The organism is Streptomyces cinerochromogenes (assembly GCF_014648635.1).
GTDB classification, from domain to species: domain Bacteria; phylum Actinomycetota; class Actinomycetes; order Streptomycetales; family Streptomycetaceae; genus Streptomyces; species Streptomyces cinerochromogenes.
In genome coordinates, this window is the sequence record NZ_BMRM01000003.1 from 351,274 (window position 1) to 374,035 (window position 22,762).

The window sequence follows — 22,762 nt, forward strand, 5'->3', positions numbered from 1 at the left end:
ATGTCCCGCGTCGGAATCGAAGCCATGAACGTGTTCGGCGGCTCGGCCGTGCTCGACGTCGCCCAGCTGGCGCGGCGCCGGGGACTCGACCCGCAGCGGCTGGACAACCTGCTGATGCGGGAGAAGACGGTCGCCCTGCCCTTCGAGGACCCGGTGACCTTCGGCGCCAACGCGGCCCGCCCCCTCCTGGACCGGATGAGTCCGCAGGACAGGGACCGCATCGAGCTGCTGATCACCTGCACCGAGTCGGGCATCGACTTCTCGAAGTCCGTGAGCACCTACCTCCACGACCAGCTGGGGCTCAGCCGCAACTGCCGCATGTTCGAGCTGAAGCAGGCCTGCTACGCCGGCACCGCCGGACTGCAGATGGCCTGCAACTTCATCCTGTCGCAGACCTCGCCGGGCGCCAAGGCCCTGGTGATCGCCACCGACATCTCGCGCTACCACCTCGAGGACGGCGCCGACGCCTCGGCCCAGGACTGGTCCTACGCCGAACCCAGCGGCGGCGCCGGCGCCGTGGCCATGCTGATCAGCGACGTCCCCCACGTGTTCCGGCTCGACGTGGGCGCCAGCGGCACGTACGGCTACGAGGTCATGGACACCTGCCGCCCCGCGCCGGACAGCGAGTCCGGAGACGTGGACCTGTCGCTGATGTCCTACCTGGACTGCTGCGAACAGTCCTACCGGGCCTACGAGCGCAAGGTCGAGGGCGCCGACTACCGCGACTCCTTCCAGTACCTGGCCTTCCACACGCCGTTCGGCGGCATGGTCAAGGGCGCCCACCGCACGATGATGCGGAAGGTCGCGGGGGTCAGGGGCGGCGAGATCGCCGAGGACTTCGAGCGCCGGGTGGCGCCCGGACTGGCGTACTGCGGCCGCGTCGGCAACGTCATGGGCGCCACCGTGTTCCTGTCGCTGGCGAGCACCGTGTGCAACGGCGACTTCGACAGCCCCAAGCGGATCGGCCTGTTCTCCTACGGCTCCGGCTGCTGCTCGGAGTTCTACAGCGGCGTGGTGACACCGGACGGCGCGACGCGGCTGAAGGAGACGGGCATCGGGGCGCACCTCGACGCCCGCCACCGCCTGACCATCGACGCGTACGAAACTCTCCTGGCGAAGAGCGACTTCGTACGCTTCGGCACCCGCGACACGACGGTCGACCAGAGCCTCGTCCCCGCGACCCGGCCGGCGCACGGCACCGGACCCCGCCTGGTCCTCCGGGCCGTCAAGGACTTCCACCGGGAGTACGCATGGGTGGACTGACCTACTCCACGCTGAGGCTGCGCGAGGAGGGCGGTGCCTGGTTCGCGCAGCTGCACCGGCCGGACGCGGGCAACGCCCTCAACACGGCGATGGTGCGCGAGCTGACCGACGTACTGGCCCGTGCGGCGGCCTCGTCCGCCACCGTCCTGGTGCTGGAGGGGCTGCCCGAGGTGTTCTGCTTCGGGGCGGACTTCGGCGCCATCGCGGACGCGGCCCGCGCGGGGGGTCCGACCGCGGCCGATCCGGAGCCCCTGTTCGAACTGCTGCGGCACCTGGCGTACGCCGACCTCCTCACGGTGGCCCACGTCCGGGGCAAGGCCAACGCCGGAGGCGTCGGCATCGTGGCGGCCTGCGACATCGTCATCGCCGACGAGGGCGCCACCTTCAGCCTGTCCGAGCTGCTGTTCGGCCTCATCCCCGCCGTCGTCCTGCCCTTCCTGATCCGGCGCACCGGGTTCCAGCACGCGCACTACCTCGCCGGCACCACGCAGACCGTGGACGCGGAACGCGCCCGCGCCTGGGGGCTGGTCGACGCGTGCGGAGCGGACAGCGAGGCCCTGCTGCGCGCCCACCTCAAGCGCCTGAGCCGGCTGTCGAAGCCGGCCGTCGCGCGCTACAAGGCATACCTGCGGCAGCTGTCCCCGATGCCCGAGCAGACGAAATCCGCCGCGCTCGCCACGAACCGGGAGGTCTTCGAGGACCCGATGAACGTACGCGCCATCCAGCGGTACGCGGAGGAGGGACTGTTCCCGTGGGAGACGGCCCCGCAGCCGGGCCCACCGGATCCCGTCACCGGCACGGCCCCGGCCACCCCCGCTTTCACCCCCGCCCCCACCCCTGCGTCCGCCCCCGCCACCTCCACCCCCGCACCCACCTCGGCCTTCACCCCGGAGGAGCTCGGCAGCCCCCGCTTCCGCGCGGCGCACGGCGTCACCCGCGCCTACGTGGCCGGCGCCATGTACAAGGGAATCGCCTCGGTCGAACTCGTCACCGCGATGGGCCGGGCCGGCATGCTCGCCTTCCTCGGCACGGGCGGGCTGAGCCCCAAGGCCGTCGACGAGGCGCTCGGCCGCATCCGCGGGGAACTGGACGCGGGGCAGCCGTACGGCGCGAACCTGCTCAGCTCTCCGCAGGACCCCGAGCTGGAGGCGCGGCTGGTGGAGCTGTACCTGGACCACGGCGTGCGCTGCGTCGAGGCCTCCGCCTACATCCAGCCGTCCCTCCCGTTGGTCCGCTACCGCCTCGCCGGGCTCTCCCGCGGCCAGGGCGGCGAGGTGCGCGAACGGCACCGCGTCATCGCCAAGGTCTCCCGCACCGAGGTGGCGGAGAGGTTCCTGCGGCCCGCACCGCCGGAGCTGGTACGCCAGTTGCTCGACGCCGGGCACATCACCCCCGGCCAGGCCGACCTCGCCCGGCGGGTGCCCCTCGCCTCCGACCTGTGCGTGGAGGCCGACTCCGCGGGCCACACCGACGCCCAGAACGCCTACGTGCTGATGCCCGCGATGAGCGAGCTGCGCGACCGTGTCACCCGGGAGGAGGGCTACGCGGAACCGGTGCCGCTCGGCGCCGCCGGCGGCATCGGAACCCCCCAGGCCGCCCTCGCCGCGTTCATGCTCGGCGCGGACTTCGTCGTGACCGGGTCCGTCAACCAGTGCACGGTCGAGGCGGGCACCAGCGACGCGGTGAAGGACATCCTCCAGGACCTCGGCGTGCACGACACCGACTACGCGCCCGCCGGCGACATGTTCGAGGTCGGAGCACGGATGCAGGTCGCCAGGAAGGGCCTGCTGTTCCCGGCGCGCGCCCAGAAACTGTACGAGCTGTACCTGCGCCACGACTCGCTCGACGACCTGGACGCACGGACCCGCGCCACCCTGGAGCAGAAGTACTTCGGGCGTCCGCTCGACACGGTGTGGCAGGAGACCAGGGCCCATCTGGCCCGGCGGTTCCCGGACCGGCTCGCGGAGATTGAGCGGAACCCGAAGCAGAAGATGGCCCAGGTGTTCCGCTGGTACTTCGTCCACTCCACCCGGCTCGCACTGGCCGGCCGTCCCGAACACAGGGTGGACTACCAGATCCACTGCGGCCCGGCACTGGGCGCGTTCAACGCCTGGGTGCGCGGCACCCCGCTGGCCTCCTGGCGGCAGCGGCACGTGGCCGCCGTCGCCGACCACCTGATGCGCGAGACCGCGGCCCTGCTCGGCCGCACGCTCGGCGCCCGCACCGGCACGTCACACGACACAGCGAAGTGAGCACATGAGATCGGTTTACGTCTTCCCGGGACAGGGCTCCCAGCACAAGGGCATGGGTGCCGGGCTGTTCGAGAAGTTCCCGGAACTGGTGGCCCTGGCCGACGACGTGCTCGGCTACTCCGTCGAGGAGCTGTGCCTGCGCGACCCGGAGCGGGTGCTGAGCCGGACGCGGTACACCCAGCCGGCGCTGTACGTGGTCAACTCGCTCACCTACCTGGACCGCACCACCGGACGCGGTGAACTGCCCGCCGCCGTCGCCGGACACAGCCTCGGCGAGTACTGCGCGCTGTTCGCGGCCGGCGCCTTCGACTTCGCCACCGGCCTGCGGCTCGTCGCCAAGCGCGGCGAGCTGATGAGCCGGGCCCCCAGGGGCGCCATGGCGGCCGTCGTCAACCTCGACGAGGAGCGCGTGCGCGAGATCCTCACCGGACTGCCGTTCCGGAACGTCGACCTCGCCAACATCAACGCGCGTACGCAGTGCATCCTGTCCGGCGAGTACGACGAACTGCACGACCCCCGACTGCGCGCCGCCTACACCGAGGCGGGCGCCCGCTTCGTCCCGCTCAACGTGAGCGCCGCCTTCCACTCCCGGTGCATGACGGACGTGCAGCAGGAGTTCGCGCTCTACCTCGCCGGTTTCGACCTCGCGGAACTCACCCTCCCCGTCGTGGCCAACCACACCGCCCGCCCCTATCCCACGAAGGGGTACGCGGACCTCCTGGCCCACCAGATATCCGGCTCCGTCCGCTGGTACGAGTCGATGTCCTGGCTGATCGCCCAGGGGCACCGGGACTTCCAGGAGATCGGCCCGGGCAACGTGCTGACCAAGCTCACCGCCCAGATCCTCAAGGACCCCCTGCCCGTGGGGCCCGCCCCCGCACCGCAGCGGGCCCCCGCCGCCGTCCAGGCCCGCCCCCGCACCGAACTCGTCTTCATGTACGGCGGCCAGGGAACCCAGTACCACCAGATGGGCCGGGGCCTGTACGACACCGACCCGGTGTTCCGCGACGCCATGGACCGCTGCGACGCCGCCCACCGCGCCACGGCCGGCACCTCGCTCCTGGCCGCCGTCCACGACGACACGCGCAGGGGCCGCCCCTTCGACGACATCCTCACCTCGCACGCGGCGCTCTACAGCATCGGCTACAGCCTCACCGAGATGCTCCGCGCCGACGGCATCCACCCCGACGCGGTGCTCGGACACAGCCTCGGCGAGTACGTCGCCGCCACCGCGGCGGGCGCCCTGTCCTTCGAGGACGGCCTGCGGCTCGTGACGCGCCAGGCCCGGCTGCTGCAGGAGCGGTGCCAGGACGGCGGGATGCTGTCCGTCCTGGACTCCCCGGACCTCTACCGGACCCGGCGCGACCTGTTCGGCGACATCGCCCTCGCGGCCGTCAACTACGACCGCAACTTCGTCGTCAGCGGAGCCGACAGCCGGCTCGCCGCCCTCCAGCAGGCACTGGACGCCGAAGGCGTGATCACGGTCCGGCTGCCCGTGCGCCAGGCCTTCCACTCCGCCCTCCTCGACCCGGTCCGGCCGGACTTCCTCTCCCTCACCCGGGACATCACCGTCACGACGCCACGGATACCGGTCCACTCCTCGATGCTCGCCGGCCGCCTCGGGACCCGGCACAGCTGGGACGAGTACCTGTGGGACGTGATCCGCCGCCCCGTCCGGTTCGACGAACTGATGACGTCCGAGTTCACCGCGCCCGACCGTCACTTCTTCGTCGACCTCAGCGCCAGCGGGTCGTTCGCCAACTTCCTCAAGCACGGCTACGCCCCCGCCTTCCGCGGCGCCCCCGCAATCAACCAGTTCGGCAACAACGGTGGCACCGTCCGCGCCCTGCGCGACGAACTGCGCCGCCTGGCCGGCGCCTGAGAAGGACGTGCGGCCAGACGCGAACCGAGACAGAAGGGGGAGCCCCCGCCCAGGGTGACGTGCTTGTTCGGGTAGCGCGAGAGACGGAAGCCATCGGGGTGCTCGAAGACCCGCACACGGCTCCGGTCACCACCGTCGCCCGGCCTCCCGGTCAGTCACGGCGCGGCAGCAACGGCCGCATGAAGGTGCGCTCGTAGCGCAGGACACATCCGCTGTCGTCCCGGATGCGATCGGCCTCGATGAAGTCCGGATGCCGGCCGAACAGCTCCCGGTACCGCTCGTAGGCGGCCAGGCCGGGAAAGCTGAACAACGCCATCGCCCTGTCGCTCGCGCCCTCGGCCGGCAGGAAGTAGCCGTGGTGGGTGCCGCCGTGTTCCTCGACCAGCGTCATCCACCGCTCGGCGAACCGCTCGAAGGCGTCGATCTTCGCGGCGTCGATCGTGTACTCGACAACACAGGTGATCACGACAGCATCGTACGGCGGTCCGGCGGATCGCCGTACGGGGCCGCACGGACGTGAGGACGCGTTCGCCCGGCGGCACGGGTCTGCTGACAGCGTGCCACCCCGTGCCGGCGGGCCGTCGGTGCTCTGTCGACGGCTTGTCGGCGGCCTGTCGGTGGTCTGTCGACGGCCGACGGGACAGTGGAGCCGGTCGGCACCGGCCGACAACACACCGGCCACCAGCGTCGCGACCGACCCGACCCACCGGATCGGCGCGACCGGCACGACCGGCCGGTTGTCCGCCCAGCGGTCCAGCATCAGGAAGGAAACCCCATGACCACTGACATCACGATCATCGGCGCCGGGCTCGGAGGCCTCACGCTCGCCCGCGTCCTGCACGTCCACGGAATACCGGCCACCGTCTACGAGGCGGAGCCCTCCCCGGCTGCCCGCTCACAGGGCGGGATGCTCGACATCCACGACTACAACGGACAACTCGCTCTGGAAGCGGCCCACTTGATGGACGAGTTCCGTGGCATCGTCCTGGAGGGCCGCCAGGCACTGCGGGTCCTCGCCCCGGACGGGACCGTCCTGTTCGACAAAGCCGACGACGGCACCGGGGGACGCCCCGAGGTGCAGCGCGGCGAGCTGCGGCAGATCCTGCTCGACTCACTCCCGGCCGGCACTGTCCGGTGGGGGCGCAAGGTCAGCGGCGCCCGTACCCTCGGCGACGGCCGTCACGAGGTGACGTTCGCCGACGGCAGCACCGTCGCCACCCGCCTGCTGGTCGGCGCGGACGGCGCGTGGTCCCGGGTCCGCCCGCTGCTGTCCAGCGCCGTACCCGAGTACACCGGCAAGTCGGTCGTGGAGACCTACCTGTTCGACGCCGACACCCGGCACCCCGCCGCCGCGAAGGCGGTCGGCGGCGGGTCGATGATCGTGCACACGCCGGGCCGGGAACTCTTCGCGCACCGGGAGAAGGGCGACACGCTGCACGCCTACGTGGGGCTGACCGAACCGCAGGACTGGTTCGACGCCGTCGATTTCACCGACGCCGCCGCGGCCACGGCACGGGTCGCGAAGGAGTTCGACGACTGGGCGCCGGAGCTGACCGCGCTGATCACCGACTGCGACACGGCACCGGTCCTGCGTGCCCTCCACGCCCTGCCGGCCGGGCACCGGTGGGACCGGGTACCCGGGGTGACCCTGATCGGCGACGCCGCCCACCTCTCGGCCCCGAACGGCGAAGGTGCCAACCTGGCCATGCTCGACGGCGCCGAACTCGGCAAGGCCCTGGCCGCGCGGCCCGACGACATCGAGGCCGCGATCACCGCGTACGAGGAAGCCATGTTCCCCCGCAGCGCCGAGGCCGCCACCTTCGAAGGGGCCGAGGCCCACGGGAACGACTCCGACAGCGACCCGATCCAGGCCCTGCTCGCCGCGCTCGCCGGGGACGAGCAGACCCGGTAGGGCATGCGCCCCGCCGGCCACTCACCGGCGAACCGACCATCTGCCGGTCGTCTCCGCAAGGCGACGTGCCGCCGCCTCCCGCGCCGGCCGGGACGCGGCGGCACCCCACTCCCTCCGTGCCCGGCGGCTCCGCCCCGACGACCAGGACATCGCCCGGCTGACCGTGACCGGCACCGACCTGCCCTGGACCCACCCTCGCGGCAGGAGCAACTCCTACCTCGCCGATTTCACCGTCAGGTCACCGTTCGTCGTCGACAGATCCAGGCGGTACTCGCCTGACGGGTCGTTCGCGAACGCCACCTTCTTGTCGCCCTGGGAGTCGTCCGCCGAGATCCGGTACGTGGCAGGCGGCGCGGTGACCGTGAGGCTGCCGTTGGTCGTCCGGGCCTTGATGTTCTGCGGGGTGACCGTCCGGATCGTCACCTCGCCGTTCGATGTCTGCGCGACGACGTCACCGCCTTTGACACCCTTGACGTTGATCTCGCCGTTGGACGTGCGCAGCTTCACAGGGCCCGTCGCGTCGGTCACCGCGACCTCGCCGTTGCTCGTGTGCACATCGACCGGGCCGACACCGGCGAGCGCGAGTCCGCCGTTGGACGTTCCTCCCGTCACCGGAAGACCCGCGGGCACGGTGACGGCGTAGTCGACGCCACAGTTCTCGCCGCAGCCGGAGAGCGTCAGGACACCGTCCTCGACACGGAAGGACGTGCCACTGGGCCTGTCCCCGCGGTAGTGGACCTTGCGGTGCACGGAGATCGAGGAGGCGGCGGCCGAAGCGTCCACCCGCACACCTCCGTCGCTGTTGTCGAGTCGGACCGAGGTGACCTTCCCGGACACCTTGGCGTCGTCCTCGAAGGTGTTGCCCTGGCCGAGTGCGGAGCAGGCGGAGAGTGGGCCGGCGGTCAGAGCGACCAGAGTCGCTGCTGTAAGGACGCGTGTCTGTGGGCGTCGCATGAGGGTCCCCCGTGCAGAGCGAGCTGAATCGGTGATCGGTCACCGCGATCCTACGCAGCCAAGATCACCCTTCCACTGGGGATAACCCCCCAATGCCAGGACCGGGCACCACGGCCCCCGCGCGGTGACCCGGGAACCGATCACGCAGGGTGTGTGATCGATAACGATCTGACCTCAGCCCTTGCGCCTGCTGTGATCCGTTTTAGCCTCCGCCCATGGGATTTCTCTCAAGCCGCCGCAAACGGGCCCGTCTCGCCCCCGAACTCGACGACCAGGAACTGGGCAGACTGCTGAAGTCCCTGCTGGCCACCACCAGGACAGGCACGATCGCCACCACCGACCTGTGCGCGGCTCAGCTGACCCGGCTCCTGGACCAGGACCCGGGCGACTGGGACCGCCGTACGCACCGCATCAGTGTCCTGGCGGACTTCCTCGCCGCCTCGCGTCTGCCGGCGTCCTGGGCCGCGCGTGAGCCCCGCAACGCGACCGCACTCGTGCTGCACGCCTGGTCGCAGGCGGCGCAGACCCAGGCCGAGGACCACCCGGGCGACACGGATGACGCCGTGCAGGCCTGTCTGCGCGCCGCCGAACTCGCACCGGACGACCCCACCCCCTGGGTGGCCCTGCTGAAGGTGGCGCGCCGGCAGCGCTGGCGGCAGCCGCAGGTCTTCGGGGTGTGGAACGAGGTGCTCGCGCGTGACCGCTGGAACCGCGAGGCGTACATGAACATGCTGGGCTACCTCACCCCCGAGGAAGGAGGCTCCCGGCTCCAGGTTCTGGAGTTCGTCGACGCGCTGTGTGCCCGCATGCCCTCCAACGCGCCCTGCGCGGCGACGGAACTCACCGCCCAGGTCTTCCAGTACCACGCCATTCTCGGCCGGGGCGGGTACGAGGCACTGGTGGCACGGACCCACTGGTCCCAGGGAATGGCCGCGCAGGCGCTCGACCGCGTGGCGCACACCTGGGGACAGCCGGGATTCCTCCGCCACGCCAGAGCCCTCGCCGACCTGAACCTCCTCGCCTACGCGCTGATGGCGGGCGACCGCCGCGCCGAGGCCCGGCCGGTGTTCGAGGCGATCGGGGGGATAGTCACCGACTGGCCCTGGCAGGCAGGCGGCGATCCCCTCACCGAGTTCGAACAGGCACAGCGCAGAGCCACCGTCGGCATGTGAGCCGAGAGCCGGCCCCCGTCCTGGCCGCCGGACCGAGCCCCGCAGCGGACCGACCGGGCCGTCGAAGGCAGGCGTCGCGGTCGCTCCGGCGGCCGGTCAGCCATCGAGCGAACCCTCGAAGTCGCTGGTCAACGCCGTAGGGCTGCTGGACGAGGGCAACGGGGAGGGACGGCCGGCGTCATGGCCGGCGTCCGTGGTGACACCCAGATCACGAGGCATCGCCTCTCTCATGGCACCTGCCAGAGACCAGAGCGCGTGCTGCGCCTCCGCGGCTGACCGAAGGGTTTCCCCTGGCCGAGGATTCCCCTGCTCCAGGCGCTTGACCTGCCCATAGACCCGGGTCAGCGCCTCGTTCAGTTCGTGAGCCGGAACGATCACGGCGTCGGGTGCGATCATCAGCGTCTCGGACCACCGGTCACGGAACGTGTGACGTACAGGTGCCGGCTGAGCGCGGTGGCGAACTGGCGGGCGTCCCGGTGCAGTTGTGTGTAGCAACTCCGCCGTAGCGCACGGTTCTCGCGAGCCTCCAGGATGGCGTGGGTCATCTCCAGCTCGCGCTTCTGGGCCCGGTCGGCGCCACGCTGGGTGAGCAGCGCGGCCCCGAGAGTTCCTGCCACACCGGTGATCGCCACCACCACCGCCCGTGCGGGAACGGCACCGGAAGGAAAGACCGTCAGCCGATGCAGGGCTGTACCTCCGGTCGGCTCCCGAGTCCGGGCCGGGCCGGCCCACCTCCTGCCGGCTCGACCGAGCGGGTGTCTTCCGGTGTGCCGGACGACGGCCTGACACGGGCGGCCGCGGGCGGCTCGTAGCCTCGGCGACATGCTGGGGCTTCCTGCTCATGTCCGTGCCTGCCTGTTCGACCTCGACGGTGTCCTCACGCAGACCGCGAAGGTGCACGCGGCCGCGTGGAAGGAGATGTTCGACGGCTATCTCCGCGAACGCGCGACACGTGAGGGAACCGAGTTCGTGCCCTTCGACGCGGTGGACGACTACGACGAGTACGTCGACGGGCGGCCCCGCGAGGACGGTGTGCGCACCTTCCTCGCCGCACGCGGGGTGCACCTGCCCGAGGGGACACCCGACGACCCGCCGCAGGCGGAAACGGTGAACGGACTGGGCAACCGCAAGAACGTCCTCGTCCTGCGACGCATCCGCGAGGAGGGAGTGGAACCCTACGAGGGCTCGGTCCGCTACCTCCACGCGGTACGGGACGCCGGCCTGCGCCGCGCGGTGGTGTCGTCCAGCGCGAACTGCCGGGACGTCCTGGTCGCGGCGGGCATCGAGGACCTGTTCGAGGAGCGGATCGACGGAGTCGTGGTACGCGAACGCGGGCTGCGTGGCAAACCCGCCCCCGACACCTTCCTGGAGGCGGCCCGCGGCCTCGGCGTCGAACCGGACGAGGCCGCCGTGTTCGAGGACGCCCTGGCCGGCGTCGAGGCCGGTCGGGCCGGACGGTTCGGTGTGGTCGTGGGCGTGGACCGGGTGGGCCAGGCGGACCAGCTGCGCGCACACGGAGCGGACATCGTCGTCCGTGACCTGGCCGAGCTCCTGGAGCCGCGGTGATCACCCATCCGAGCTACACGGTCGAACCGTGGTGCCTGCGCGAGACCGACCTCAACCTGGACGTGCTCGCCCAGAGCGAGTCGGTGTTCGCGCTCTCCAACGGACACATCGGGTGGCGCGGCAACCTCGACGAGGGAGAGCCGCACGGGCTGCCCGGCGCCTACCTCAACGGCGTCTACGAGCGCCACCCCCTGCCCTATGCGGAAGCGGGCTACGGATATCCCGAGTCCGGCCAGACGATGATCAACATCACCGACGGCAAGATCATCCGTCTGCTCGTCGACGACCACCCGTGCGATCTGCGCTACGGCCGGCTGCAGGCACACGAACGCGTCCTGGACTTCCGCTCCGGTGTCCTCCACCGTACGGCGCGGTGGGTGTCGCCCGGCGGCCGTACCGTCCGGATCACCTCCCAGCGGCTCGTGTCCTTCACCCAGCGCGCGGTCGCCGCGATCGTCTACGAGGTCGAGCCGATCGACGGACCGACCACGGTGGCCGTGCAGTCCGAGCTGGTCGCCAACGAGCAACTGCCCCGCCTGCACGGGGACCCGCGCGTCGCCGCGGCGATCGAATCCCCCCTGGCCGCCGAGGAGCACTTCGCCCAGGACACCCGCCTGCGGCTCGTGCACCGCACCGCCCACAGCGCACTGCGGGTGGGCGCAGCGGCCGACCATCTGGTCCAGGGCCCGGAGAGCACACACTGGACGGCGCAGAGCGAGCCCGACGTCAGCCGGCTGACGGTGACCGCGGACCTGGTACCCGGACAGCCACTGCGGCTGGTCAAGTTCGTGGCCTACGGCTGGTCGGGGGAGCGCTCGCTGCCGGCCGTGCACGACCAGGTGGACGGAGCGGTGGCGGCCGCGGTCAGCACGGGCTGGGACGGACTGCTCGCCTCGCAACGGGCGTACCTGGACCGCTTCTGGGCCGGCGCGGACGTCGAGGTCGAGGGGGACGCGCAGATCCAGCAGGCGGTGCGGTTCGCCCTCTTCCACGTGCTCCAGGCGGCGGCCCGCGGAGAGAACCGGGCCATCCCCGCCAAAGGCCTGACCGGCACGGGGTACGACGGGCACTCCTTCTGGGACACCGAGTCGTACGTGCTGCCCGTCCTGACGTTCACCGCGCCGGAAGCCGTCGCGTCGGCACTGAGGTGGCGGCACAGGATGCTCCCGCCGGCCCGGGAACGCGCGGGCCAGCTCGGCCTGTCGGGAGCGGCCTTCCCCTGGCGGACGATCGACGGCGCCGAGAGCTCCGCCTACTGGCCGGCCGGCACGGCCGCCTTCCACATCAACGCCGACATCGCCCTGGCCGCCGTCCGGTACGTCATGGTGACCGGGGACGAGGACTTCGAGCGCCGTGAGGGTCTCGACCTCCTCGTGGACACCGCCCGGCTGTGGCGTTCCCTGGGCCACCACGACGCGGAAGGCGTCTTCCACATCGACGGGGTCACCGGACCGGACGAGTACAGCGCCATCACCCGCGACAACCTGTACACCAACCTGCTGGCCCGGCAGAACCTGCTGGCCGCCGCGGACGCGGCCGCGCGCCACCCGGACCGGGCCGCGGAACTCGGTGTCGACGACGAGGAGGCCGCGGTCTGGCGGGACGCGGCGACCCGCATGGCGGTGCCGTACAACGACTCTCTCGGCGTGCACGAACAGTCGGCCGGGTTCACGAGCCTCCAGCGCTGGGACTTCGAGGCGACCCCGCCCGAGAACTATCCGCTGCTGCTCCACTACCCCTACTTCGACCTGTACCGGAAACAGGTGGTGAAGCAGGCCGATCTGGTGCTGGCGATGATGGAGTGCCCGCACCTCTTCTCCGAGGAGCAGAAGGCACGCAACTTCGCCTACTACGAGGCGCTCACCGTCCGCGACTCCTCCCTGTCCGCGTGCTGCCAGGCAGTGCTCGCCGCCGAGACCGGGCACCTCCGGCTGGCCTACGCCTATCTCGGCGAGGCCGCGCTGATGGACCTCGACGACCTGGAGCACAACACCCGCGACGGCCTCCACATCGCCTCCCTCGCCGGCACCTGGATCGCCCTGGTGACGGGTTTCGGCGGCCTGCGCCGGTACGTCGGCGAGGAGGGGAAGCCCGACCTGCTCGCCTTCGCCCCGCGCCTGCCGGAAGCGCTGTCCCGGGTGGCGTTCACCGTGCTGGTCCGCGGACGCAGGCTGAAGGTGGACATCGGCCCGTCCCATGCGCGATACCGGCTGGTGGAGGGCGAACCGCTGGTCGTGCTGCACCACGGGGAACCGGTGACCGTGACCACCGACGCTCCCCTGGACCGACCGGTGCCCCCCACCCCCGCCCGCCCCGAACCACAGCAACCACCGGGCCGCCGCCCGACGGGCCTGCTCACCGGAGAGGAACAGCAAGCGGGGACACAGGCCTAGCGGGTGCAGGGCCCGCATCATCGCGATGGCGCTGCGGACCCGTCGAGGCCGTGCTCCTTCTTGGCCGCGCAGTCCGTCCTGACTGCCTGTTCCCCCCCCGTCAGGGTTCGGCCGGTATCAGCCCGGCTCAACAGCCAGGCGACTCGTCGGGCCGGCCCTGGGGACCACCGGCTCCTGCCGGACCAGGGCCTCCGTCCGGAAGTCGCGGCGATCGGACAGGCTCACCGTGGACGGCTGTCGGGTGCCGGCGCGGAGCACCGTCGGGTCGGAGAAAGTTCGCGGACTTGCGGGCCAGTACGGCGGTGAAGTGTTCCTGTGCGTCAGGCCGCAGCCGCGCCAGGGTGACCATGCCGGTGATGACGGCGTCGGCGACCTCGTCCTCCACATCCGTCCAGGAATGGCTGTGCCCCTTCCGGGGATTGGTGCCCCGGGCACCGATGACGGCCTGCGCGGCCTCTCCCACCTCCTCGGCGAGCTTGAGCACCTGCAGAGTCCACTGCTCTTCCGGCTGGAGCCCGTTCTCGGTGTCGAGCCGGTTGAAAGCGTCGGCCAGATCTCGGATCGTGTCCCAGTCACCGCCGTCAGCGGCACGCGGGTGGCGCTCACCGGGGGGTGGCGGCACCGCGGTCCTGCGCATGACTGCGGGATCGCTGGAGAGACCGAGGGCCTCGAACAGGGGGCGGTGCCCCGTGCCCGATGCCTCCGGGGTCGGTTCGTCCTGTGTGCGGGCCGAAGTCAAGTGGTCCTCCTTCGACGGTCACGCGGCCGGCTCTGCGTCCGGCACATGGGGCTGGCTTTTCCGGCTCAACGAGCCAGCCACGATTTCGAACACATGTGTTTCGGTCGGGTCGGGAACCCCGTGACGGAGCGGGCGTCGAAGCGTGCGCGCTGCACCGACCGTTGCCGAGTAAGGTGCCAGGCCGGCCGCGACGGTGGCTGAAACGCCACACCTGCTGCCGGCCGGCGACCGCAGGCGGGCGACGAGCTGCACCGGTTCCCGCACACGGCGAAGCCCCCGCCCGCGGGATCGCGGACGGGGGCTTCGGGGCGGGCGAGCCGAGGCGGAGGCGCGACCCGCGCCCGACACCGCTGCTCAGCAGTCGGCGCGGAGGCTGTACACGGGGCCCCAGTCGCCCCGCACGGGACCGTAGTTGGCCGGCGTCGTGTAGATCACGGTGTTCTTCGAGCCGAACATCTTCACCCTGCCGTTCCCGGAGAGGCGGTTGTTCCAGTAGCCGCCCCCGTTCCACGACACGGGCACGCCCGCGGACATGCCGCAGTACAGGACGATGGGGTCACCGCCGCTGTCGCTGGTCGCGCAGAACGCGCCGGACACGGTGCACGGCCCGGTGACCGCAGGGCTGGTTTCGGTCCTGTCGGCCGCGACGGCACCGGTGGCGGTGCCGGTCAGCACGGCGGTCGAGAGGGCGAGGAGCGAGACTGCGTTGCGCACCTTACGCATGTCTACCTGCTTTCCTGTCGGTTCGGTTGGTGTGGCTTCACCATGCCGGAGGCCGGATGGAACGAACCTTGAGGAAACCTTGCACGCAGGCTGCGACGGGTGAGGACCTCCCGCCGCAACTCCTCCTGTACTCCTACGGGGCTACGCCCTCCCACGCCCGCGTGAACAGCAGCGGCAGAGGCGCGGAGGGCACCGCGGGCAGGTGTGATGTCGACCGGTGTTCCCTGGACAGGGGCAGCAGGCCGAGCTTCGACGCCTCGATCGGGAGGCGAGGCGGCTTCCGCTCCTGCCAGGCGCCCGGCAGGAACAGGGAGCGGCCCGCTCGTGACCGGAGGGCACGCAGCACTCGGCCCGACGCGTGCAGCTCGGCCTCCGCCTTCTTGAAGCGGCTGGGCTTCCAGCCGGTCCACGCCTTGACGTTGCGGTCCGACGGGTCCGGCAACGCCAGCAGCATCAGGTAGAGCGACGCGGCGTCCCTGCCCAGCCCGAAGGTCTCGGCACAGTCCTCGACAAGGTGCGGCACGGACCGCGAGGGGTCCTGCTCCCAGCCTGGCGGGCGTTCACCGTCGGTGAGCAGGTGCGCTCCGAGCGCGGCGAAGTCGTCGCTCAGCAGCAGCCGCAGGTCCGCGACGGCGGGCAGTCCCGAGGGACTGGGCAGCCACTGCGAGGGCAGTACGGAGTCGAGGTAGGTGTCGAGGGCGTCCAGCAGGGGATCGTCCGGTCCCTTGAGCGCGGCGGGGTCCACCCGCAGGTGACGCACGTCGTACACCGCGTCGGCCACCTCGGTGACCGCCGGATGAGCGGTGAGCGCCTCGGTCGAAGGGGGTGCCCCCATCAGGTAGTTGCTCTGCAGCGAGAAGAGCGTGAGCGGACCGGGGGCCGAGGACAGCTCCTCGCGCAGCCGGGATATCGCCGCGCCGGCCGCGAGGCGCGACGGGTCCCCGGCCGGGGTGCGGTAGGCGAGCCAGGCGGCGATTCTCGGCAGGGCCAGCAGGTGCGGTTCGCCCGCCAGACCCGCGCGGTGGGGAGCCAGGCAGTCCGCCCCGCCGGCCAGCCGGCCGAGGAGGGCGGGCAGCCGCAGATGGGGCCACCAGCTCCCGTCGTCCCCATGGGACTGCCGGGCCGTGGCCGCCTCACCCTGGGGCGGGAGCGTCTCCTTCGTGGCGAGGGGCAGCAGCGCGGAGGGTACCGGCAGGGGGCTGCCCAGCTCCTCCAGCCACCACTCGGCGGCCCGGTCCACGTCGGGCCCTGTGGCCCACAGCTGCTCGGGGTCGTCGGGAAGGAGCCTGTCGTAGAGAGCCGTGATGAATCGGGGACCGAGCGCGTCGGTCAGCGCGGCAACCGCCTGTTCCGCCTCCTTGTGCCGGATCTTCCAGGCCTCCAGGTCGGCGGAGTAGTGACCGGAGAGATACCCCTTCTCGTCGTCCAGCTGGTGCGGCGCGCAGGGAACGTGTGCGATCAGCAGCACGGTGGCCTCCGCCTGGGAGAGGCCCAGGCGCTCCGCGAAGGCTCGGGCGAGCTCGGGGCGGGCCGGTGCCGCGCCGTGCTTCCGGTACAGCTCGGCGAAGCGTGTGAACCATCCGCCCGGCCGCACCGGCTTCAGTACATGGGCACGTGTGACCTTCACGCCTGCGGGAGCCAGGGGCCCCTCCTCGGTGAAGGAACCGTCCGGGGAGTACTCCCACAGCGTGCGCCGGGGGTCCCTGCCCCGACTGGTCAGGACGTAGGCGACGGACGTGTCCGTCCGGAAGACGGTCCCGGGCAGCGGGGCGTTGATGTCGGTACGGTCCTCGGGCACCTCGCAGTGGACGATCCGCCAGTGGCCCGGCTCACCGGTGACGAAGGGGTGGGCGGCGTACTGCATCAGCGACCGGGCCGCCGAGCCGCTCGGCAGCGAGGAGACGGTGCACAGGGCGAGTGCCGCGGCGCACGCGTGCGTGTGCCGGAACCGGCCGTCGCGGGGCATGCGGTCGAACGTGGTGGTGGCCTGCCCCAGATCACCTCCCCACACGGCCGTGCCGTCCTTCGCGAGCGCCATCATCTGACGGCTCACCCGGTCCTCCGGTTCCTGCGACCCCGCGTCGGCGCCCGGCGGCACATCGCCCTCACCGGGGGTGAGACAGCCGACCAGCCGCTCCAGTCCCGCACGGCAGTTGACGGCCATGACCAGGGAGCGGGCGGCCCGGCTGCCCGTCGGCTCGCCGAGTTGCGGCAGCGCTTCGAGGATCGGTCCGCGATTGGGTCCCCGGACGCCATCCCGCTCGACGTAGTCGGGCCGGAGCCTCCCCAGCAACTCCTCGGCCTGCGCACGCGAGACGGTGTCGGGCAGCTCCGCCATCAGCAGCGGTACGACGTCCACCGCCGCGAACTCCGCCGCCGCCTCCGCGTCCTTGAGGAGGAGGTCCACGGCCACGCCCGCGTGCACGAGCCGGCCGAGCAGCAGGACCAGCTCCCCGAAGTCGACGCCCGCGCGCAGCTTCGCCCGTTCGCGGCCGAACCAGGCCCGGATCTCCTCGTGCCCGATCGGGTTGTCGAACAGCTCGGGGATCCGCTGCCAGCCCTTGGTCTGGTGCGGCTGGTACCAGTCGTTGGCCCCCAGGTCCCTGATCGTCATCTCCAGGTCGGTACGCACCCGTGCCCGTAGCTCCCGCGCGAAGCGCTCGTCCGCCTGCAGGTGCTCCAGCTTCGGCCGGTGGCTGAGCTGGATGCTGTACAGCTGCGACGGGCCGAGCAGCTCCGGAGGGTCGGCGACCGGGGCTCCGTGCTCCAGAAGGAGGTCGATCAGGTCGAGAGGCGTCGTACCGTTGCCGTGCTCGCCGATGCGCCGGTAACGGAACTCCACGGGAACACCGTCGGCAGCCAGCTTCGGCGCGATCCGCTCGGCGATCTCGTAGACGACGGTCCAGGGTCCGTTCCTGTCGCTGTTCGACAGGACGCACGCGGACAGCCAGGCGGCGGCCTCGCCGACGGGCAGCCCCGGGGTCTCGCCGGTGAGCAGTGCCAGCGCACCGGTGCGTTCCAGCAGCTCCCGCCACACCCTGGGGCTCTCGCCGAAACGCCGAGGACGCAGCCTCAGCACCTGGCGGGCGGCCTCCGGCGCGTGGCTGCCCAGCAGGTCCATGGCCCGGCCCTTGAGGCAGTCGGTCCAGAACTTGTCGTCCGACAGCGAGACACCGCCCACCGCGAAGATCTCCCCGAGCAGCGTGGCCAGTTCCCTCTCCGGTTCGAGACCGGCGGCCTTGGCGAGCTTGCGCACGTCGACGGCCAGCTGCGGGTACACCTCGGACGACGCCTCGACACGGCGGACCACCACCTGGCGGAACCGCGCGACATCCGCCTCGGTCGCCTCTCCCTTGACGGCCAGCTCGCGGGCCCAGGCCCGCAGGACCGTGGCGGAGAGGGCCTTGCCCTCGGCGTACGTGAGGTACCGGCCCAGCAGCCACTCCTTGTCGGCCTTGCGCGCCTGCACCCGCTCGACGGTGCGGGCCCGCCCGAACCAGGCGGCGGCTGTCGTCTGTTCGCCCTGCCGCAGGGCGAGGTCGGCCATGTCGTCGAGGAGCGTGATCAGCAGTGCGGGAGCCGACTCCTCCAGGTCCCGGAGGGCACCGTCGACGTCCGTCTTGAAGGCGAAGCTCCAGTGCAGGGTGCGTTCCTGGAGGAGCAGGAGCTTCCCGGTGGCCAGTTCCTCGAGGCCGGGGTGGGCGGCGATGACCCGCTCAGGGAAGGGAAGGGCACCGTCGGAGGTGTCCGGTATGCCGGTGGAGAAGCAGCCGTCCGGCTCCCACTGCTGCCCGCGCATCAGGCGGTCCCGGTAGGGGATGAGCTGTTCGGGAAGCACCTGGGTCAGCGTGCGGCCGTCGAACCCGGCGTACGTACGGGCCCACAGGCCACCTCCACCCAGCTCGTCGGTCAGTTCGACGGACTCGGCCTCCAGGGCCTCCCGCCACAGCGGGTCCGCGTCGGCCAGGGCACGCGGCACACGGACCCCGCCCGACGCCCACTCACCCGCCTGCAGACGGCACGCCTCACGGTGCCTGCGCAGCTGCGTCCGCGCCCCGAGCAGGGTGCCGAGCCCGGGAGCACCCGCGATCGCATCGGGGAACTTCTTGAGCTTCCGCCCCTGCGGATTGCGGTAGACGACCTCCAGATCGTCCGTCAGTTCCGCGGTGTACCCGCTCTTTTCCACACGCCTGCCCATGCGCCGGCCTTCCCCCGCAGTGCTGGTTCGATGATCACACGCTACGCGGTGCCACTGACAACGCCGCTCCCGTGGTGCAGCAGGCAGTGCGCGCCGACGTAGGAGGTGTCGGGGCGTCGCGAACTGGGCGGCCGGTGAGGGGGACGGTTCGGCCGGCTACGTCACCGCGGTCAGCGTCGCGAAGACCACGACGTTGCTCAGGTAGCCGGTGCGCTTGGTGTAGCCGCCTCCGCAGGTGATCAACCGGAGTTCAGGCCGTCCCGAACTGCCGTAGACCGTCTCACTGGGCAATTCCTCCCTGTCGTAGAGCTCGACGGCACGGACGGTGAACACCGCTGTCCGCCGGTCCGCCCGGGCGATCTCGATGATGTCGCCCTTGGTCAGGGTGCCGAGGTCGTAGAAGACACCGGGATCGCCGGTGGGTGTGTCCACGTGCCCGGTGGTGATGGCGGTTCCTGCCGTGCCGGGAACCGGGCCGTCGCCGTACCAGCCGACGAGGCCGGGCCGGCCGGCCGGTGGGGTCCGTAGCGTTCCGGCCGCATCGAGGCCCACCCGCGTCATCGGGGCGTCCACGCCGATGGCCGAGATCCGGAGCCGTACCGGATCCGCGGGGGGCAGTGGACGGACCGGGGAGCGGGAGGCGTCCCCAGAGGCGGACAGGGCTTGGGCCGCCGACGGCCGCGGTGGCTCCTCGTCGTGCCCCCCGCCGACGAGCAGTGCCGCGGCCGCCGTCATGGCACAGGCCAGAAGGAGCGCTGCGGGGATGAACCGCTCTCGTGAGGTGCTGGTGCGGTGTGTGGGTACCATCGCGGTCGAGCCTTCGCTTCACACGGCGGGTGCTGTGCGGCAGGTGGCCCCGCGGCAGCCGGGTGATTCCTGCGCGGGGGCCGTTTCAGGCCGGATCGGGCGCCGGGTCGGGCCGGAGTGGACGCTGGTTCGGGCCTGAGTGGAGGGGGCCGGCCGGCACAGGCGGCGGTCAGGCCCGGTTGTCGTGCGGGCGGCGGCACATCCAGAGGACACCCCCGGCGGCGACCGTGAGGAGCAGCCCGCCGCCCAGGGCGAGCCCCGTGCCTGTGTCCTTCGCCGGTCCGAAGCCGGCGTTGACCGAGCCGCTCGGAGGGCGGCCGGTGACCCGGTACGTCTCCGTGACCTTGGTCAGGGGCGGACACTTCAGGGTCACCGTGTCGCTGCCCGGCCTGGCCCCCTCCGGGATCTGGAACCGGCCGGTGAGCACGCCCTCCTCGTCGCCTTCGAAGAGGTGGAACTCTCCTGCCACCTCCGACCAGCCCTTGCCGTAGTCCGCGTCAGGGTCGCAGGCGCTCGTACTGACCGTGACCGTGGAACCCGGGGAGGCGTTCCACGGGTCGATGCGGACATCCGAGTCATCAGCGGCGGCGGCCGGGATCTGCAGTACGAGGGCGCCGAGAGCCAGGCCGAGACCTGCACCCATATGTGTGTAACGCATGCGAGTCCTCCAACGGAACAGCGTCCGGCCTGTCTGCGCGGCGCCTCTCCTGTGTTCCGCTCACGAGGCAACCGACAGTCCGTCAGTTCCGCAACCTGACGCATCGCCACATGTGTCACCCGGTCAGGTGGTGCGGGCGCTTCCGCTCGCTCCCGTCCGCAGGTCACCCACGCGAAGATCATCCATCTCCGTCACCCGCCACCTTCTCCCCATACCGGTGACGCCGCCCGGCCGGGCGCGCGCGGGTGCGGGCCGACGTGCCGTTCCCAGACGGCCACTCCCGGGCCGTGCCGCGGCCGCGGTCAGGGCCTGCCGGCGTACGGGTCGTGGGCACGGACCGCGGCCGCGACCGCGGAGTCGTCGGCCCGGCCGCGGGCTTCGAGGCCCGCGATGACTCCCTCGACGTTCTCGCGCGGCTGGTTCTGGCTGAGCTTGAACTTCGCCTCGACGCGGCTGATGACCACCTCGACGCCCACGACGGCGCGCAGCTGCCGCCGGACGAAGTCCGCCGGGGCCTGGTCGACGGACCAGGGCTCCTCGTGGCCGGCTTCGTGCCGGTCGGCGAGCCTGCGGATCTGCGCTTCGATCCAGGCGGCGTCGTCGTGCACGACCAGCTGTCCGTAGACGTGCGCGGTCATGTAGTTCCAGGTCGGCACCACGCGATGGTGCTCGGCCTTGGTCGCGTACCACGACGGCGTGATGTACGCCTCCGGCCCGCGCACGATCACCATGGCCTCGCCCTGCACCGGCTCGCGCCACTGGTCGTTTCCGCGGGCCATGTGGCCGATCAGGGAGCCGTGCGCGCCGGCGTCCGGGTCGTGTTCGAGGGCAGCAGGGTGGCCAGCAGGCCCCGCGGTGTCATGGTGATCAGGTCGGACGCTTCTTGGTGGGCCAGCAGGTCACGGACGGCCTGCTCGGGCGGGGCGAAGTGCTTGGGGACGTACACGGCCGGCCTTTCTGATGAAACGTGATAAACAGGTTGAATACAGGCTTACGGCGATCAGTCGGTCGTGAGTTCTTGCGGGTCGCCCTACAGGGGGTTCTCGCGCAGCCAGGCCAGGACCTGCTCGGCATGCTCGTTCGGCGGGAAGACCGGATAGAAGGTGTGTTCGATCACACCGTCACGGATGACGAGTGTCAGCCGTTTGAACAGCCTCCTCCCGCCGGCCTCGAAGGTGGGCAGACCGTGGGTGTCGGCCAGGCGGAGCGTGGGGTCGGAAAGCATGTCGAAGGGCAGGCCCAGCCGTTCCACGACTTCGCTCTGGTAGTCGCCGTCCTGGCTGGACAGCCCGTACACGCGGCCTGCGCCGGCTTCGAGGAGTTCCTGGAAGTGGTCGCGGAAGCCGCACGACTCGGGGGTGCAGCCGCGGGCGCCGGGGATGGTGTTCCAGCCTTCCGGGAGGTCGGTGCCGGGGCGGCCGGTGAGGGGGTAGACGTAGATCACCGTGCGACGCGGTCCGAGGGCGTCGAGGCGGACCGCTCTGCCCGCGGTGCTGAGGAGGGTGAGCCGCGGCGCCTTCGTGCCGGGCAGGTGGTCGGCGGCGCCGTCGTCCTCGGGGGCTGGCAGCTGTGCGGGCAGGGTCAGGTAGTCCTTCTCCGCCGGCCCGGCGGCCTTCCCGGGGGGTACGGCCCTGCTGCCCCGGTGGGCGGCGGCGTTCAGGTTGGTGATCAGTGTCGCGCGGCGGGCGCTCAGGGCTTCGATGCGCTCGGTGAGTTCGTCGATGGCCTCCCGGTAGGTGGCCAGCGAGGAGGGGCAGTCGTCGGCGTGCAGGCTGCCGGCGGCCAGGCAGTCCAGGAAGGGCCGGGTGCGTTCGACGGGGATGCCCAGTCGGTGGAGGGTCCTGATCTCCCGCACGAGGCGTACGTCATCCTCGGAGTAGTCCCGGTAGCCGTTCGCGAGACGCCCGGGCGTGATCAACCCCAGCGACTCGTAGTACCGCACTGCTTTGGTCGTCACGCCGGCCCGACGTGCCGCTTCACTGATCTTCATGCCGTTCACCTCGCTCTTCGAACGCTAAACCCTGCCCCTGGGGGCAAGGTCAAGCGGTGGCGAGGGACAGGACTGCTCGGCGGCACCGGTATCGACCCGGCTTTCCGCGGGTCCCGGGCTCCCGACGGCGTTGCGCGAGGCGTACCGCCCGCAGCGCCCGGGACGACCCCACCCACGCCACACCGTACTGGCGGGTCAACGGCCTGGTGATCATGCTGAGGGCGGTCGGTGCCGCCACCCTCAACGCCCGGGG

General features: G+C 71.4%; 18 protein-coding genes. 7 read left to right on the forward strand and 11 right to left on the reverse strand.

Going from position 1 to position 22,762, the window contains the following annotated elements; genetic code table 11:
- From IEZ20_RS07955 to fabD, 3 genes are read left to right on the forward strand one after another with little or no spacing between them, the layout of a single operon-like run.
- On the forward strand, positions 1-1,263 hold the full coding sequence (locus IEZ20_RS07955) for a hydroxymethylglutaryl-CoA synthase family protein (RefSeq protein ID WP_189295832.1): 1,263 nt from the start codon (positions 1-3) through the stop codon (positions 1,261-1,263).
- Complete coding sequence (locus tag IEZ20_RS07960) at positions 1,251-3,515, forward strand: enoyl-CoA hydratase/isomerase (protein ID WP_189295834.1); 2,265 nt, start codon at positions 1,251-1,253, stop codon at positions 3,513-3,515. Before IEZ20_RS07955 ends, IEZ20_RS07960 begins: the two co-directional genes overlap by 13 nt.
- Positions 3,516-3,519: 4 nt before the next feature.
- On the forward strand, positions 3,520-5,397 hold the full coding sequence (gene fabD, locus IEZ20_RS07965) for an ACP S-malonyltransferase (protein WP_189295836.1): 1,878 nt from the start codon (positions 3,520-3,522) through the stop codon (positions 5,395-5,397).
- Between the two features lie 151 nt (positions 5,398-5,548).
- On the opposite strand, the gene IEZ20_RS07970 is transcribed toward fabD, so the two are convergent.
- The gene (locus IEZ20_RS07970) at positions 5,549-5,863 is read right to left on the reverse strand and encodes an NIPSNAP family protein (RefSeq protein WP_189295838.1); all 315 of its coding nucleotides are present in this window, start codon (positions 5,861-5,863) and stop codon (positions 5,549-5,551) included.
- A 309-nt stretch (positions 5,864-6,172) separates the two neighbouring features.
- Between IEZ20_RS07970 and IEZ20_RS07975 the strand changes: the two genes are divergently transcribed.
- Positions 6,173-7,309, forward strand: coding sequence for an FAD-dependent oxidoreductase (locus IEZ20_RS07975; protein WP_189295840.1), 1,137 nt, complete (start codon positions 6,173-6,175; stop codon positions 7,307-7,309).
- Between the two features lie 213 nt (positions 7,310-7,522).
- Here the strand turns inward: IEZ20_RS07975 and IEZ20_RS07980 are convergent, their stop codons facing one another.
- Complete coding sequence (locus IEZ20_RS07980) at positions 7,523-8,263, reverse strand: DUF4097 family beta strand repeat-containing protein (protein WP_189295842.1); 741 nt, start codon at positions 8,261-8,263, stop codon at positions 7,523-7,525.
- A gap of 215 nt (positions 8,264-8,478) precedes the next feature.
- Between IEZ20_RS07980 and IEZ20_RS07985 the strand changes: the two genes are divergently transcribed.
- The gene (locus IEZ20_RS07985; RefSeq protein ID WP_189295844.1) at positions 8,479-9,435 is read left to right on the forward strand and encodes a hypothetical protein; all 957 of its coding nucleotides are present in this window, start codon (positions 8,479-8,481) and stop codon (positions 9,433-9,435) included.
- 395 nt (positions 9,436-9,830) lie between these two features.
- Here IEZ20_RS07985 and IEZ20_RS39540 read toward each other — a convergent pair whose 3' ends face one another.
- The gene (locus tag IEZ20_RS39540) at positions 9,831-10,052 is read right to left on the reverse strand and encodes a hypothetical protein (RefSeq protein WP_229895944.1); all 222 of its coding nucleotides are present in this window, start codon (positions 10,050-10,052) and stop codon (positions 9,831-9,833) included.
- Positions 10,053-10,257: 205 nt separating this feature from the next.
- Between IEZ20_RS39540 and IEZ20_RS07995 the strand changes: the two genes are divergently transcribed.
- Together IEZ20_RS07995 and IEZ20_RS08000 are read left to right on the forward strand one after the other, a co-directional pair.
- On the forward strand, positions 10,258-11,001 hold the full coding sequence (locus tag IEZ20_RS07995) for a beta-phosphoglucomutase family hydrolase (protein ID WP_189295845.1): 744 nt from the start codon (positions 10,258-10,260) through the stop codon (positions 10,999-11,001).
- Positions 10,998-13,394, forward strand: coding sequence for a glycoside hydrolase family 65 protein (locus tag IEZ20_RS08000; protein ID WP_189295847.1), 2,397 nt, complete (start codon positions 10,998-11,000; stop codon positions 13,392-13,394). The genes IEZ20_RS07995 and IEZ20_RS08000 overlap by 4 nt, the downstream gene beginning before the upstream one ends.
- 127 nt (positions 13,395-13,521) lie before the next feature.
- On the opposite strand, the gene IEZ20_RS40575 is transcribed toward IEZ20_RS08000, so the two are convergent.
- The 8 genes from IEZ20_RS40575 to IEZ20_RS08035 form a co-directional block, all read right to left on the reverse strand.
- Positions 13,522-14,133: a MazG-like family protein gene (locus IEZ20_RS40575; RefSeq protein ID WP_308434646.1), complete on the reverse strand. Its 612-nt coding sequence runs from the start codon at positions 14,131-14,133 to the stop codon at positions 13,522-13,524.
- Between the two features lie 354 nt (positions 14,134-14,487).
- Positions 14,488-14,856, reverse strand: coding sequence for a hypothetical protein (locus tag IEZ20_RS08010; protein ID WP_189295849.1), 369 nt, complete (start codon positions 14,854-14,856; stop codon positions 14,488-14,490).
- Positions 14,857-14,989: 133 nt separating this feature from the next.
- Positions 14,990-19,054, reverse strand: a complete 4,065-nt coding sequence (locus IEZ20_RS08015; protein ID WP_189295851.1) for a hypothetical protein — start codon at positions 19,052-19,054, stop codon at positions 14,990-14,992.
- Between the two features lie 156 nt (positions 19,055-19,210).
- Positions 19,211-19,861: a class F sortase gene (locus IEZ20_RS08020; protein ID WP_229895945.1), complete on the reverse strand. Its 651-nt coding sequence runs from the start codon at positions 19,859-19,861 to the stop codon at positions 19,211-19,213.
- Between the two features lie 169 nt (positions 19,862-20,030).
- Positions 20,031-20,519 (reverse strand): sortase, encoded by a 489-nt coding sequence (locus IEZ20_RS08025; protein WP_189295853.1) that lies wholly within the window; start codon positions 20,517-20,519, stop codon positions 20,031-20,033.
- 302 nt (positions 20,520-20,821) lie between these two features.
- A complete protein-coding gene (locus IEZ20_RS08030; RefSeq protein ID WP_229895946.1) occupies positions 20,822-21,298 on the reverse strand; it encodes an FMN-binding negative transcriptional regulator in 477 nt (158 codons plus the stop codon).
- A gap of 8 nt (positions 21,299-21,306) precedes the next feature.
- Positions 21,307-21,465, reverse strand: a complete 159-nt coding sequence (locus tag IEZ20_RS39545; protein WP_229895947.1) for an FMN-binding negative transcriptional regulator — start codon at positions 21,463-21,465, stop codon at positions 21,307-21,309.
- 84 nt (positions 21,466-21,549) lie between these two features.
- Positions 21,550-22,509: a MerR family transcriptional regulator gene (locus tag IEZ20_RS08035; RefSeq protein WP_189295855.1), complete on the reverse strand. Its 960-nt coding sequence runs from the start codon at positions 22,507-22,509 to the stop codon at positions 21,550-21,552.
- Positions 22,510-22,762 lie beyond the last annotated feature (253 nt).

Excerpts from the sequence above, each read along its gene's own strand:
- IEZ20_RS07955 (WP_189295832.1), top strand. The coding sequence starts at position 1 with ATGTCCCGCGTCGGAATCGAAGCCATGAACGTGTTCGGCGGCTCGGCC.
- IEZ20_RS07960 (WP_189295834.1), top strand. The coding sequence starts at position 1,251 with ATGGGTGGACTGACCTACTCCACGCTGAGGCTGCGCGAGGAGGGCGGT.
- fabD (WP_189295836.1), top strand. The coding sequence starts at position 3,520 with ATGAGATCGGTTTACGTCTTCCCGGGACAGGGCTCCCAGCACAAGGGC.
- IEZ20_RS07975 (WP_189295840.1), top strand. The coding sequence starts at position 6,173 with ATGACCACTGACATCACGATCATCGGCGCCGGGCTCGGAGGCCTCACG.
- IEZ20_RS07980 (WP_189295842.1), bottom strand. The coding sequence starts at position 8,263 with ATGCGACGCCCACAGACACGCGTCCTTACAGCAGCGACTCTGGTCGCT.
- IEZ20_RS07985 (WP_189295844.1), top strand. The coding sequence starts at position 8,479 with ATGGGATTTCTCTCAAGCCGCCGCAAACGGGCCCGTCTCGCCCCCGAA.
- IEZ20_RS07995 (WP_189295845.1), top strand. The coding sequence starts at position 10,258 with ATGCTGGGGCTTCCTGCTCATGTCCGTGCCTGCCTGTTCGACCTCGAC.
- IEZ20_RS08010 (WP_189295849.1), bottom strand. The coding sequence starts at position 14,856 with ATGCGTAAGGTGCGCAACGCAGTCTCGCTCCTCGCCCTCTCGACCGCC.
- IEZ20_RS08015 (WP_189295851.1), bottom strand. The coding sequence starts at position 19,054 with ATGGGCAGGCGTGTGGAAAAGAGCGGGTACACCGCGGAACTGACGGAC.
- IEZ20_RS08020 (WP_229895945.1), bottom strand. The coding sequence starts at position 19,861 with ATGGTACCCACACACCGCACCAGCACCTCACGAGAGCGGTTCATCCCC.
- IEZ20_RS08025 (WP_189295853.1), bottom strand. The coding sequence starts at position 20,519 with ATGCGTTACACACATATGGGTGCAGGTCTCGGCCTGGCTCTCGGCGCC.
- IEZ20_RS08030 (WP_229895946.1), bottom strand. The coding sequence starts at position 21,298 with ATGGCCCGCGGAAACGACCAGTGGCGCGAGCCGGTGCAGGGCGAGGCC.
- IEZ20_RS08035 (WP_189295855.1), bottom strand. The coding sequence starts at position 22,509 with ATGAAGATCAGTGAAGCGGCACGTCGGGCCGGCGTGACGACCAAAGCA.